The organism is Leucobacter sp. wl10, assembly GCF_003569785.1.
Taxonomy (GTDB): domain Bacteria; phylum Actinomycetota; class Actinomycetes; order Actinomycetales; family Microbacteriaceae; genus Leucobacter.
In genome coordinates this window covers 1-12,277 of sequence record NZ_KZ984012.1, presented here as the reverse complement: position 1 = coordinate 12,277, position 12,277 = coordinate 1, and the positions used below count along the sequence as shown (strand labels likewise).

At 71.3% G+C, this 12,277-nt stretch carries 12 protein-coding genes and 1 pseudogene; 6 read left to right on the top strand and 7 right to left on the bottom strand.

Annotation, left to right across the window (positions count from 1 at the left end):
* Positions 1 to 208 precede the first annotated feature (208 nt).
* Positions 209 to 535 carry a DUF4190 domain-containing protein gene (locus D1J51_RS16275; protein ID WP_240423387.1) on the top strand — a complete coding sequence of 109 codons (327 nt, stop codon included), beginning with the start codon at positions 209 to 211 and terminating at the stop codon, positions 533 to 535.
* Here the strand turns inward: D1J51_RS16275 and D1J51_RS16270 are convergent.
* Entirely contained in the window at positions 513 to 1,445 is a 933-nt protein-coding gene (locus tag D1J51_RS16270) for a DUF817 domain-containing protein (RefSeq protein WP_371414098.1), read from the bottom strand. The two genes, D1J51_RS16275 and D1J51_RS16270, sit on opposite strands and share 23 nt — an antisense overlap.
* 126 nt (positions 1,446 to 1,571) lie before the next feature.
* On the opposite strand from D1J51_RS16270, the gene D1J51_RS16265 reads away from it, so the two are divergent.
* From D1J51_RS16265 to D1J51_RS16245, 5 genes are read left to right on the top strand one after another with little or no spacing between them, the layout of a single operon-like run.
* Positions 1,572 to 2,510 (top strand): ABC transporter substrate-binding protein, encoded by a 939-nt coding sequence (locus D1J51_RS16265; RefSeq protein WP_119076972.1) that lies wholly within the window; start codon positions 1,572 to 1,574, stop codon positions 2,508 to 2,510.
* On the top strand, positions 2,507 to 3,550 hold the full coding sequence (locus tag D1J51_RS16260) for an iron chelate uptake ABC transporter family permease subunit (RefSeq protein WP_240423385.1): 1,044 nt from the start codon (positions 2,507 to 2,509) through the stop codon (positions 3,548 to 3,550). The genes D1J51_RS16265 and D1J51_RS16260 overlap by 4 nt, the downstream gene beginning before the upstream one ends.
* Complete coding sequence (locus tag D1J51_RS16255) at positions 3,547 to 4,611, top strand: FecCD family ABC transporter permease (protein WP_119076971.1); 1,065 nt, start codon at positions 3,547 to 3,549, stop codon at positions 4,609 to 4,611. The genes D1J51_RS16260 and D1J51_RS16255 overlap by 4 nt, the downstream gene beginning before the upstream one ends.
* Positions 4,604 to 5,449, top strand: coding sequence for an ABC transporter ATP-binding protein (locus D1J51_RS16250; RefSeq protein ID WP_119076969.1), 846 nt, complete (start codon positions 4,604 to 4,606; stop codon positions 5,447 to 5,449). Before D1J51_RS16255 ends, D1J51_RS16250 begins: the two co-directional genes overlap by 8 nt.
* Entirely contained in the window at positions 5,446 to 6,318 is an 873-nt protein-coding gene (locus tag D1J51_RS16245; RefSeq protein ID WP_119076967.1) for a siderophore-interacting protein, read from the top strand. The genes D1J51_RS16250 and D1J51_RS16245 overlap by 4 nt, the downstream gene beginning before the upstream one ends.
* A 22-nt stretch (positions 6,319 to 6,340) precedes the next feature.
* Here the strand turns inward: D1J51_RS16245 and der are convergent, their stop codons facing one another.
* From der to D1J51_RS16215, 6 genes and pseudogenes are all read right to left on the bottom strand, one after another.
* A complete protein-coding gene (gene der, locus D1J51_RS16240; protein WP_162903901.1) occupies positions 6,341 to 7,894 on the bottom strand; it encodes a ribosome biogenesis GTPase Der in 1,554 nt (517 codons plus the stop codon).
* Entirely contained in the window at positions 7,891 to 8,628 is a 738-nt protein-coding gene (cmk, locus tag D1J51_RS16235) for a (d)CMP kinase (protein ID WP_119076965.1), read from the bottom strand. The genes der and cmk overlap by 4 nt, the downstream gene beginning before the upstream one ends.
* Positions 8,613 to 9,701 carry a prephenate dehydrogenase gene (locus D1J51_RS16230; RefSeq protein ID WP_119076963.1) on the bottom strand — a complete coding sequence of 363 codons (1,089 nt, stop codon included), beginning with the start codon at positions 9,699 to 9,701 and terminating at the stop codon, positions 8,613 to 8,615. Before D1J51_RS16230 ends, cmk begins: the two co-directional genes overlap by 16 nt.
* A 173-nt stretch (positions 9,702 to 9,874) precedes the next feature.
* Positions 9,875 to 10,627, bottom strand: a pseudogene (locus tag D1J51_RS16225) (pseudouridine synthase); the annotation flags it as partial.
* 118 nt (positions 10,628 to 10,745) lie between these two features.
* Positions 10,746 to 11,390 (bottom strand): SMC-Scp complex subunit ScpB, encoded by a 645-nt coding sequence (locus tag D1J51_RS16220; RefSeq protein WP_240423383.1) that lies wholly within the window; start codon positions 11,388 to 11,390, stop codon positions 10,746 to 10,748.
* The gene (locus tag D1J51_RS16215; protein WP_119076961.1) at positions 11,383 to 12,243 is read right to left on the bottom strand and encodes a segregation and condensation protein A; all 861 of its coding nucleotides are present in this window, start codon (positions 12,241 to 12,243) and stop codon (positions 11,383 to 11,385) included. The genes D1J51_RS16220 and D1J51_RS16215 overlap by 8 nt, the downstream gene beginning before the upstream one ends.
* Positions 12,244 to 12,277 lie beyond the last annotated feature (34 nt).

Here is a 12,277-nt window from a genome sequence, read left to right as displayed (position 1 = left end):
CGCCCAAAAGGCGCACACGGATCACCGAGAACCGCACCGGATCACCGAGAACCGCACCGGATCACCGAGGACCGCACCGGATGATCGAGGACCGCACCGGACCGCGCCTGAACGGTGGTACTCCGGTACGAGCGAGGCGATACCTGGGCAGGACGCGGCCGGGCGAGCCTCGGACGTACCGTGGAGACACGACGAAAGGACACCGATCATGACCACCGCGCACATCACCCCCTCGACCATCACCGGCGCCGGCACCACGCAGTTCGCCCAGCCCGTCTCGGAGGGCTCCCGAGGCTTCGCGATCACCAGCTTCGTGCTCGGGGTCGCGTCGGTCGTGAGCGGCTGGACCTTCATCGCGCCGATCACCGGCCTCATCCTCGGCGTCATCGCGCTGCGACGCGGCACGAGCGAACGCTCCCTCGCGCTCTGGGGCGTCTGGCTCAACGGCATCATGCTGGCGCTCGCCGCGCTTGCGGCGGTCGTGATGCTCTCGCTGATCTTCCTCGGAGTCTTCAGCCTGCCGTTCCTGGCCTGACAGCCGTACCCGCCCCGGGGACACGAGGCGGGTACACCCAGGTCACCATCACCACCGAGATGATCATCAGCAGGAACCAGGAGACGAGCTTCTGCGGCGACACGATCTCCCAGCCGCCCTCCTGGTTCGGGTAGAGCCAGGCCCCGGCCCAGGTGCCGATGTTCTCGGCCAGCCAGATGAACACCGCCACCCCCGCGAACACCAGCAGCAGGGGCACCCGCAGCGTAGCCCGCCACACCCGGAAGCGCATGACGGTGCGCCACCACAGCAGCACGACCAGCGCGAGCAGCAGCCAGCGCAGGTCGACGATGAAGTGCTGGCTGAAGAAGTTGACGTAGATCCCCGCCGCCACGAGCGTGGTCGCCCATACCCGCGGGTAGCGGTCGAAGCCGAGGTCGTGCAGCCGGTGGACCCGCACCATGTACGAGCCCACCGCCGCGTACATGAAGCCGCTGAAGAGCGGCACCGCGCCGATGCGCAGCACCCCCTCGGCCTCGTAGGCCCACGAGCCCGCATCGGTCTTGAACAGCTCCATCGCGGTTCCCGTGATGTGGAACAGCACGATCACCCACAGCTCGCGCCCGCTCTCCAGCCGGAACACGAGCATGCCGATCTGGATCAGGATCGCAGCGACCGTCAGCGCGTCGTTGCGCGCCAGCGGCGCGTCGTCGGGGTACCAGAACCGGGCCGCGACGATCACGGCGAGCAGCAGCGCCCCGAACACGCACGCCCACGCCTGCTTGAGCACGAAAACCGCGAACTCGATGAGCCACGCCCGCGCCCCGCGTTCCGGGCGCCCCGCGAGCAGGCGGTGCGCGGCGCGGTCGATCGCCGCCTCGAGGCGGGTCAGATCCCGACGCGGTTCCGGATCGGGGCCGTGCGCGGGATCGGGGGTCTCGGAGGGGGCCACTCTCCGAGGCTAGCGCGCCCGCGGAGGCTCCCGTTTCGAGAGTTAGGGCAACCTTGCCTTCATCTGCTGTATGGTTGTCGATGATCGACGGTGTCTCCCAGTTACTTCGAGAAAGGTTTCTCTCGCATGCGCGTTCCTCGGTATCGGAGGGTCCTCGCCCTCGCCTCCGCACTCTTCGTCGCTGCGCTGGCGCTGACGGGTTGCGCCTCTCAGCCTCAGCAGAGCGGGGCCGACCAAGCGGCAGCGGCGTCGGGGACGCGCACCGTGAAGCACGCGCGGGGCACGACGGAGGTCCCGGAGGATCCGCAGCGCGTCGTCACGCTGGAACCGGTCGAGCTGGATACAGCGGTGGCGCTTGGCGTTACGCCGGTGGGAGCAGCGGTGGCGAGCAACGTCTCGGGCATCCCCGGGTACCTCGGAGTCGACGGAGTCGCGCCGGTGGGCACGGTGCCCGAGCCCGATCTCGAGGCGATCGCGGCCTTGAAGCCCGATCTGATCCTGGGCACGGAGTCGCGGCATTCGAAGCTGTACGACCAGCTGCAGGCGATCGCGCCGACGGTGTTCATGGAGACGCAGGCCGACCCGTGGCAGGAGAACGTGCGGCTCATCGGCAAGGCGCTCGGTCGTGAAGACGCGGCGCAGAATCTGCTCGACGAGTTCAACGGCCGGTGCGAGCAGATCGCCGGCAAGTTCGACGTCGAGGGGAAGACGGCGAACCTGGTGCGGCCGCGAGACGAGACGACACTGAGCCTGTACGGACCGACGTCCTTCGCGGGAGGCGCGCTGGAGTGCGTGGGGCTGTCGATCCCGGAGCAGAACTGGGAGGACGGGCTCATGGCCGACATCTCTCCTGAGAACATCCTGACCGCACAGGCCGACTACGTCTTCGTCGCGACCGCCGATGTCGACGATGCGTCGACCATCCCGGCCGCGATCACGCAGAACGGCACCGCGTTCCCGTCGGTGACGCCCGTCGACACCAGCTACTGGATCTCCGGGGTCGGCCCGGGCGGCGGAAAGCTGGTGCTCGACGACATCGAGCAGTTCCTCGAAGCGCAGCAGTGACCGGCGTCCGCGTCGAGGGTGAGGCGCGGTTGACCACGAGTCGGCGAGGCCGGGTCGCGCTCGGCCTCGCCGGCATCACCGTCGCGCTCGCGGTTGCGGTGGCGCTGTCGCTCACGGTGGGCTCGAACTCGCTCCCGCTCGAGGTGCTCGTCGACGTGCTGCGCGGCGGCGGCTCGAGCGAAGCGCGGTACATCGTGAACGAGCTGCGCGTGCCCCGCACCGTCACCGGCCTGGTGGTGGGCGTCGCGTTGGGGGCGGCGGGGGCGCTGATTCAGGCCTTCACCCGCAATCCGCTGGCGGACCCGGGGATCCTGGGCGTGAACGCGGGTGCGGCGTTCGCCGTCGCGGTCGGGGTGGCGTTCTTCGGGCTGCGGAGCATCTCCTCGTTCGTTTGGCTGGCCTTCCTCGGAGCGCTCGCGGTCACCGTCGCGGTCTACCTGATCGGATCCTCCGGCCGCGGCGCGGCCGATCCCATCCGCCTGACCCTGGCCGGAGTCGCGCTCGGAGCGGTGTTCTCGGGGATGACCACCGGCATGACGCTGAGCAACCCGGACGCCTTCGAGCAGATGCGGTCGTGGAACGCCGGCTCACTGCTCGGCCGCGGCTTCGAAGTCCTCCTCCCGCTGCTGCCCCTCCTCGGACTCGCCGCGCTGGCTGCGATCCTCCTCGCCCCCGGCCTGAACGCGCTCGCGCTGGGCGAGGACGTGGCGAGGGCGCAGGGCGCGAACGTGGCCGGGATCAGGATCGGCGTCATCGTCACGGTGACCGTCCTGGCCGGCGCGGCGACAGCCCTGGCCGGGCCGATCTCGTTCGTCGGCCTCATGGTCCCCCACGTGGCCCGCTGGGTGTTCGGGGTGGACGAGCCCACGGTGCTGACGGTCTCCCTCGGCCTGGGCCCGGTGATCGTGCTCCTCGCGGATGTGCTCGGGCGAGTGCTGATCTCCCCGGCGGAGATCCCAGTCGGCATCGTGACCGCGTTCGTCGGCGCCCCCGTGCTCATCGTCCTCGCCCGTCGACGCAAAGCGAGCACCCTGTCATGATCCGCGCTCGAGACGCCGAGACGACGGACGTCGGCTACCGGCGCCGCCTTCTCCGGGCCGGCCCGTTCACGATTCCCCTGCGCACGCGCAGTCTGATCACCGCCGCCGCGTTCGTGCTCGCCATCGCGATCCTCACGATCGCCGCGCTCGGGCTCGGCACCTATCCGCTCGCCCCGGACGCGGTCCTCAGCGCCCTCCTCGGCGGCGGTGAGGCGCTCGATCGCACGGTGGTGTTCGAGTGGCGGCTTCCCCGCGCGCTCGCGGCGATCGTGCTGGGCGCATTCCTGGCGATCGCCGGCGCGCTGTTCCAGACCGTGACCCGCAACCCGCTGGCGAGTCCGGATATCCTGGGGCTCTCCAACGGCGCCTTCACGGGAATGCTCCTGACCGTCGTGTTCCTGTCCGCGAGCTGGCCGCTCATGACCGCCGGGGCGGTCCTCGGCGGGCTCCTGACGGCCGCCCTCATCTGGGGGCTCGCGCACCGGGGCGGGGTGCAGGGGTTCCGGCTCATCGTGATCGGGATCGGCGTCGCAGCGATCCTCGCCTCGGCGAACACGTGGATGCTGCTCGAGGTCGAGCTGGAGACGGCGATGTTCGCCTCGGCCTGGGGCGCGGGCACCCTCAACGGCGTCACCGCGCCACCGCTCACGGGCGCCATCGCCGTCGGACTGCCTCTGCTGCTGGCCCTGGCGGTCCTCACCCCGCAGATGCGGCAGCTGGATCTCGGCGACGACGTCGCGACCGCCACGGGCGCGAGGCCCGTCGTCGTGCGAACGCTCATGCTCCTCATCGGGGTGGGGCTCGTGTCCGTCGCGACCGCCGTGATCGGACCGGTCGCGTTCATCGCGCTGGCCGCGCCCCAGGTCGCCCGGCGGGTCTCCCGCACGCCGTATCTGTCGCTGGTGCTCTCGGCGCTCGTGGGAGCATTTCTGCTGCTCGCATCCGATCTGCTCGCGCAGCACGTCCTCCCGGCGGCACTGCCGGTCGGGGTCGTCACCGTCTCCGTGGGAGGCGTCTACCTCGTCGCTACACTCATCCAGGAGATCCGTCACCGTGCCTGACCAGACCACCCTCTCGACATCGACTCAGCAGGCGGCCCGACTCCGCGCAGAGCGGGTGACGCTCGGGTACGACAGGCGCCCGATCATCCGGGATCTGACCGCAGCGATCCCGGACGGATCGTTCACCGTGATCATCGGCCCCAACGCCTGCGGCAAATCCACTCTCCTGCGCGGTCTCTCCCGCCTCCTGGCGCCCGAGGCCGGGCAGGTGATCCTGGACGGAAAGGCCATCACGAACCTGGCCGCGAAGGATCTCGCCCGCCGTCTCGGGCTGCTCCCGCAGTCCGCGATCGCGCCCGACGGCATCACCGTCGCCGATCTCGTCGCACGCGGCCGATATCCCCACCAGGGTCTCCTGCGGCAGTGGTCGGATGCCGACGAGGCCGCCGTGCGCGATGCGCTCGCCGCCACCGGGACCCGCGACCTCGCGCCGCGGCGCGTCGACGAGCTCTCGGGCGGGCAGCGCCAACGCGTGTGGGTGGCCATGGTGCTCGCCCAGCAGACCGATCTGCTGCTGCTCGACGAGCCGACGACATTCCTGGACATCACCCATCAGGTCGAACTCATGGAACTGTTCGCGCACCTGAACCGCAGTGGGCGCACGGTCGTCGCGGTGCTCCACGACCTCAACGCCGCCGCCCGCTACGCCGACCACATCATCGCCATGCGAGACGGCCGCATTCTGGCCGCGGGCGCTCCCGCCGAGGTGATCACCAGCGCACGGGTGGAAGAGATCTACGGACTGCCGAACGTCGTCATCGACGATCCCGTCACCGGCGGGCCGCTCGTCGTGCCCCTCGGCGCGCCCGCCTCCGACGCGGAGGAGGCCCCGCGATGACGCTCCCCGCTCGGACCACCCGCGCGGATCGGCCGTGGGAGTACAGCGCATTCCCCGTCAGCGTCGCCCGCAAGGTGCAGGTCACACCGGGATTCATCCGCATCACCCTGGCCGGTGAGTCGCTCCGCGACTTCGCTCCCTGGGGGCTCGACCAGCGCATCAAGCTCGTCCTTCCCATGTCCGACGGCAGCCGGCCGGACTTCGGGCTCCTGGACGACCCGACCCCGCACCCGAAGCAGTGGTACACCCGGTGGAAGGCGCTCCCGGAGAATCGGCGCAACGTCCTCCGGACCTACACGCCCGCCGCGATCCGGCCCGAAGCCGGCGAGATCGACGTCGATCTGTTCGTCCACGAGCCGGCTGGTCCGGCCTCCGCCTGGGCTCTCGGCTGCCGGCCCGGCGACGAACTCGTCGTCACCGGTCCCGATGTCCGCGTCGGCTACACGGGGTACGGGATCCACTACGCTCCGCCGACGGTCCCCCGGAGGGTCCTCCTCGTCGGCGACGAATCGGCGCTTCCCGCGATCAACAACATCCTCACCGGCCTCGCACCGGACACCTCCGCCGAGGTTCTCCTCGAACTCGCCCACCCCGCGAACGGCGCGCTTCTGACGGAGGGCGGACGCATCACCGCCCGCGTCGTCGACGCCGGTTCATCACCCGGAAGTCGGCTGGAGCGCGCCGTTCGCGACTGGGGGACGCTGAACAGCGGCGACGCGACGATACGGACGAGCCTGTATGCGTGGATAGCCGGGGAGGCGACCGCCACCGGCGACATCCGACGCTACCTGGTGGGCACGCTTCTCGTGCCGAAGGAGCGGGTCGCCTTCATGGGGTACTGGAAACTCGGGGGCCCGCTCGTCTCATGACCGGCGATCCTCGAGAGCGGGACTACCGCCGCGGGCGGCGCTCGCGGATGCGCATGTTGAGCACGATGGGGGTGCCTTCAAAGCCGTAGCGCTCGCGCAGGCGGCGCTGGATGAAGCGGCGGTAGCCGGGATCCAGGAAGCCCGAGGTGAAGAGCACGAAGGTCGGCGGGCGGTTCTGCACCTGCGTGCCGAACAGGATGCGCGGCTGCTTGCCGCCGCGCAGCGGATGCGGGTGCTCCTGCACGAGCTCGGCGACGAAGGCGTTGAACTTGCCCGTCGGGATGCGGGTGTCCCACGACTCGAGCGCCGTCTCGAGGGCGGGCACGAGCTTCTCGAGGTGGCGGCCGGTGCGCGCCGAGATGTTGACGCGCGGCGCCCAGTCCACGTGGCCGAGATCCTGCTCGATCTCCCGCTCCAGGTAGCGACGGCGGTCGTCGTCGAGCAGATCCCACTTGTTGAACGCGAGCACGAGCGCGCGACCCGACTCGAGCACGAGGTCGATGATGCGCAGATCCTGGTCGCTGATCTCCTGCGTCACGTCGATGAGCACGACCGCGACCTCGGCCTTCTCGAGCGCGGCCGCGGTGCGCAGCGACGCGTAGAAGTCGGCGCCCTTCTGCAGGTGCACGCGGCGGCGGATGCCGGCGGTGTCGACGAAGGTCCACACGCGGCCCGCGATCTCCACCTGCTCGTCCACGGGATCGCGCGTGGTACCGGCGATATCGCTGACGACCGCCCGCTCTTCACCGGCGGCCTTGTTGAGCAGGCTCGACTTGCCCACGTTCGGGCGGCCGAGCAGCGCGACGCGACGCGGGCCGAGCAGCTTCGGCTGCGCCACCGAGGACTCCTCGGGCAGCGCCTCGACGACCTTATCCAGCAGGTCGGCCACGCCTCGGCCGTGCAGCGCCGAAACGGCGCGCGGCTCGCCGAGCCCGAGCGACCACAGCTGCGCCGCCTCAGCCTCCAGCACCGGGTCGTCGACCTTGTTGGCGACGAGGAAGACGGGTTTGTGGGTGCGGCGCAGCAGCTGCACCACCCGCTCGTCGGTCGCGGTGGGGCCCACGCGCGAGTCGACCACGAACAGCACGACGTCGCAGAGCTCGATCGCCACCTCGGCCTGGAGCGCCACCGAGGCGTCGATACCCTTGGCGTCCGGCTCCCACCCGCCGGTGTCGACCAGGCTGAAGCGCGTGCCGTTCCACTCGGCGGAGTAGGTGACGCGGTCGCGGGTCACACCGGGCACGTCCTCGACCACGGCCTCGCGGCGACCGAGGATGCGGTTGACGAGGGCCGACTTGCCGACGTTCGGCCGGCCGACGATCGCGACCACGGGCAGAGCCTCGGCGACCGGCTCGCGGAAGCCCAAGAACTCGCCGTCCTCACCGATGATCGCGAGGTCCTCGTCCTCCAGATCGAAGCCCTCGAGGTTCGAGCGCATGGCGCGCAGGCGCTCCTCGTCGGTCACATCGCCGTCGAAGTCCTCGCCGACGACGATCTCGTCCTCCGCCACCGCGGCCGCGTCGAAGGCCCCCGGCTCGTCCTGCCCGGTGCTCGCCCCGGGGTTCTGCTCGCTCATCGCACGCCCTCTTCCGCGGCGGCCGGCGCCGCCGTCACGATATCGACCACAGCCCGCACCGACTGCTCGAAGTCCAGTTCGCTCGTGTCGACGAGCGCCACCCCCGCTGAGGGGGTGATGAAGTCCACCACGAGCGCGTCCTTCGCGTCGCGCGCGGCGATGTCGGCGAGCACCTGCTCGTGCGACAACCCCTCCAGCTCAGCGGCCCGGCGCCGCGCGCGCACCTCGGGCGAGGCCGTCATCAGGATGCGCACCGGTGCGTCCGGTGCGACCACCGTGGTGATGTCGCGCCCCTCGATCACCACGCCGGGCAGCCCCGACTCGGCGACGATCTCGCGGAACATCGCGTTGAGCCGATCCCGCACCTGGGGGTGCCGTGAGACCCGGCTCACCTGCCCGCTCACCGCGTGGTCGCGGATCGCGGCGGTCACGTCGTGCGTCGCGCACTCGCCGCCCTCGGGCAGCACCACTCCGATGCGCTGCTCGCCGAGCAGCGTGCTCGAGTACCTCCACGAGCCGAGCAGCGCGACGACCGCCTCGGGGTCGTCGAGGTCGACTCCGGTCTGCAGCGCGGCCCACGCGAGCGAGCGATAGGCGGCCCCGGTGTCGAGGATCCCGAATCCCAGGCGCTTCGCCGCCGCGCGCGAAACGCTCGACTTGCCGCTGCCGGCCGGTCCGTCGATCGCGACGAGGATCGGGGGCGGTGTCACCGCATCGCTCACAGCGTCCTCCATCCGCGTTCGACGAGATCGGAGACCGCGCGCTCCGCCACCTCGGGCAGCACCGCGATCTCCGCGAAACCGATCTGCGCGCCCGGCGAGTGCTCGAGGCGCAAGTCTTCCATGTTAATGCCCAGTTCTCCGAGTTCGGTGAGCAGGCGCCCGAGCTCGCCCGGCCGGTCGTCGATGAGCACGGTGATGGTCGTGAAGTGCTCGGACGAGCCGTGCTTGCCCGGAATGCGGGCGACGCCCCGGTTGCCCTCCGCGAGCAGGTCGGCGATGCGCCGCTTGGCACCGGCCTGCGCCGGATCGCGCAGCGCATCGGCAAAGGCCGCGATGTCGGCGCCGAAGGCGTCGAGCAGCTCGACCACGGGCTGCCGGTTGGCGCCGAGGATCTGCACCCACAGCTCCGGATCGCTCGACGCGATGCGGGTCGTGTCGCGCAGGCCGCTGCCCGCGAGACCGATCGCCTGATCGGTCGCCGACGCGAGCCGAGCGGCGAGCAGGCTCGACACCACCTGCGGCAGGTGCGATACGAGCCCAACGGAGCGGTCGTGCTGCTCCGGCGTCATCTCGATGAGCACGCCCCCGAGGTCGAGCGCCACGGCCTCGACGAGCGCGAGCGCCTCGGCCGGGGTCTCGTGGTCGCGGCAGACGACCCACGGGCGGGCCTTGAAGAGGTCGGCGCGCGCCATGACGGCGCCGCCGCGCTCGCGCCCCGCCATCGGGTGCGAGCCCACGTAGTTGGTGAGGTCGATGCCCCGCCGCGTGAGCTCGAGGAAGGGCGCCAGTTTGATGCTCGCGACATCGGTGACCACGGCCTCGGGGTAGGCGGCGAGCGCGCGCTCGACCACGTCGGCGGTCACGTCGGGCGGCGTGGCCACGACCACGAGCGCAGGCGCCGGGTCGTCTGCCGTGCGCACCCGTCCGGCGCCGTAGTCTGCCGCGAGTGCGACCGTGGTCGGCGAGAGATCCTCGAGCGTCACCTCGACGCCGCGCTCGCGCAGCCCGAGCCCCACGCTCGCGCCGAGCAGGCCGGCCCCGATCACGTGCACGGGTCCGCGCGTGCGCGCTCTGAGCTCGTTCACCGGCCGTCTCCCTTCCGCTTGCCGCGTGGCTGCTGCGCATCATTCTGCCGTCGACCAGCGACACTGTTCGCTCCGCCTGTTGGCGAGCCCCGGCCGCCCGACGAGGCGGCGTCGCGGCGACCGTGCGGATTGCCCCTGGCCGCCACGCCGCGCATGCCGCGCGCGCCCTTGCCGTCGCCCGGCCGCCCGGCCGTCACGGCGCCGCCCTCCTCGACCGCCGACAGCAGCGCCCCGCGCTCCGCCGCCGACAGCTCGCGCATCTGGCCGCTGCGCAGCGCGCCGAGGTGCAGCGGCCCGAACCGGCGCCGCACGAGCTCCTCGACGGGGTGCCCCACCTCGGCGAGCATGCGCCGCACGATGCGGTTGCGCCCCGAGTGCAGAGTGATCTCGACGAGGGAGTGCGAGCCGCCCGACCCTCCGGGCAGCAGCTTGGCGCGGTCGGCGCGGATGGGCCCGTCGCTCAGTTCGACGCCGTCCCTGAGGCGCTGGATCACGGCGGCCGTCACTCGCCCGCGCACCTTGGCGACGTACGTCTTGCTCACGCCGAAGCTGGGGTGCGCCAGCCGGTGCGCGAGCTCCCCGTCGTTCGTGAGGATGAGCAGCCCGCTCGTGTCGGTGTCGAGGCGGCCCACGTTGTAGAGGCGGTCGTCGACGCGATCGGTGAACTCGCGAAGGTCGGGGCGCCCGTTCTCGTCGCGCATGGTGGAGACGACGCCCCGAGGCTTGTTGAGCACGAAGTAGCGCTTGGAGCTGTCGAGCTGCACCACGACCCCGTCCACGCGCACGTCGTCGCGATCCGGATCGATGCGCGACCCCAGCTCCCGCCGCACCCGCCCGTTCACCGTGACGCGACCCCCCGTGATGAGCGCCTCGCACGCGCGACGCGACGCGACGCCCGCGTGCGCGAGCGCCTTCTGCAGGCGCACGCGGCCATCATCCTGAGGCGCGGGATCCCGCGGCGCCGGCCGGTTCCCGCCGAACTCGGCCAGGTCGACGTCGACGTTCTCGCCGTCGACGGAGAAGGATCCGCCGAAGCCCCCGCCCTCAAACCGGCTCACGGTCGAACCCTTCCGAGCCGTCGTCGAGCAGCGGCGCGATGGGCGGCAGTTCGGAGACGTCGCCGACGCCCAGGTGGCCGAGCAGCGCCTCGGTGGTGCCGTACAGGGTGGCGGTGGTCTCGGGATCCTGCCCCACCTCGGTGATGAGGCCGCGCGCCAGCAGCGTGCGCACCACCGAATCGACGTTGACGGCGCGGATCGACGCGATCGCGCCGCGCGAGATCGGCTGCCGGTACGCGACCACGGCCAGCGTCTCGAGCGCGGCCTGCGACAGCCTCGCGGGGGTCTGCTGCTGCACGAAGTCGGCCACCACCGGGTCGAGGCTCTCGCGCACGTAGAAGCGGTACCCGCCGGCGACCTCGCGCAGCTCGAAGCCGCGCGGCGATCCCGGCCTCTCAGCCGCCTCTCCGTTGAACTCGGCGACGAGCGCCTCGAGCGCCGCCCGCACCTCGCGCACGGGCCGGTCGGTCGCGGTGGCGAGCGCCACCGCGCTGAGCGGCTCGTCGGCGACGATCAGCAGCGCCTCGAGCTGCTGCGCGAGCGTGTGGCCGTTCCGCGCGCGCGACAGCTCGGTATCGGCGGCCTGCTCGGTCTCCGCGGTCTCTTCCATCTGCTCCGTCGTCTCAGTCATAGTCGTTCCCCAGCGTCGAAAGCTCCTCGTCCGACCAGTTCTCGCCCGTCCACTGCACGAGCAGCTCCCCCAGGGGCTCCGCCTGCTCGAACGTCACGGCGGACCGCCGGTAGAGTTCGAGAATCGCGAGGAAGCGTGCGACGACCACCCCGCGCTCCCCCACCCCGGCGATCAACTCGCGGAAGCTGCGGGGGCCGCCGCGGCCACCGGCGCCTCGCAGCAGCGAGACGACCACGGCCGCCTGCTCGCGGATCGAGACGAGTGGCGCGTGCAGGTGGTCGAGCCCCACCGTCGGGATCTCGCGGGGCGCGAAGGCGAGCGTGGCGATGGCCGCGAAGTCCTCGGGCGAGAGCTGCCACACGAGCTCCGGTGCGCGGTCGCGGTACTTCGCGTCGAGCGGCACGAGCCGGGGATGCCGCGCCTCCTCCGCCGCGAGCCGGTCCCTGAACCAGGCGCTCGCCTGCTTGAACGCCCGGTACTGCAGCAGCCGGGCGAAGAGCAGGTCGCGGGCCTCGAGCAAGGCGATGTCCTCGGCGTCGACGGCCTCGCCCTGCGGCAGCAGGCTCGCGATCTTCAGGTCGAGCAGCGTGGCGGCCACCACCAGGAACTCCGAGGCCCGGTCGAGCTCGATGACGCCCTGCCCATCGAGCGAGGCGAGATAGGCGATGAACTCGTCGGTGACGAGGCTGAGCGACACCTCGGTGATGTCGAGCTCGTGCTTGCCGATGAGGTTCAGCAGCAGGTCGAAGGGCCCGTCGAACACCTCGAGGCTCACCCGGAACCCCGGCGCGCTCGATTCACCGGGCGCCTCGGCAGCGCCCGGTTCTGCGTGGTTCGTGTCGAGCGCGACCATGGGTGAGTTCAACCGGTCGATGCAACACCGGGTC

What these genes read in the sequence shown, in the direction of transcription:
- D1J51_RS16245 (WP_119076967.1), top strand. Translation starts at nt 5,446, where the DNA reads ATGACGCTCCCCGCTCGGACCACCCGCGCGGATCGGCCGTGGGAGTAC.
- D1J51_RS16275 (WP_240423387.1), top strand. Translation starts at nt 209, where the DNA reads ATGACCACCGCGCACATCACCCCCTCGACCATCACCGGCGCCGGCACC.
- D1J51_RS16220 (WP_240423383.1), bottom strand. Translation starts at nt 11,390, where the DNA reads ATGACTGAGACGACGGAGCAGATGGAAGAGACCGCGGAGACCGAGCAG.
- der (WP_162903901.1), bottom strand. Translation starts at nt 7,894, where the DNA reads ATGAGCGAGCAGAACCCCGGGGCGAGCACCGGGCAGGACGAGCCGGGG.
- D1J51_RS16265 (WP_119076972.1), top strand. Translation starts at nt 1,572, where the DNA reads ATGCGCGTTCCTCGGTATCGGAGGGTCCTCGCCCTCGCCTCCGCACTC.
- D1J51_RS16215 (WP_119076961.1), bottom strand. Translation starts at nt 12,243, where the DNA reads ATGGTCGCGCTCGACACGAACCACGCAGAACCGGGCGCTGCCGAGGCG.
- cmk (WP_119076965.1), bottom strand. Translation starts at nt 8,628, where the DNA reads ATGGAGGACGCTGTGAGCGATGCGGTGACACCGCCCCCGATCCTCGTC.
- D1J51_RS16255 (WP_119076971.1), top strand. Translation starts at nt 3,547, where the DNA reads ATGATCCGCGCTCGAGACGCCGAGACGACGGACGTCGGCTACCGGCGC.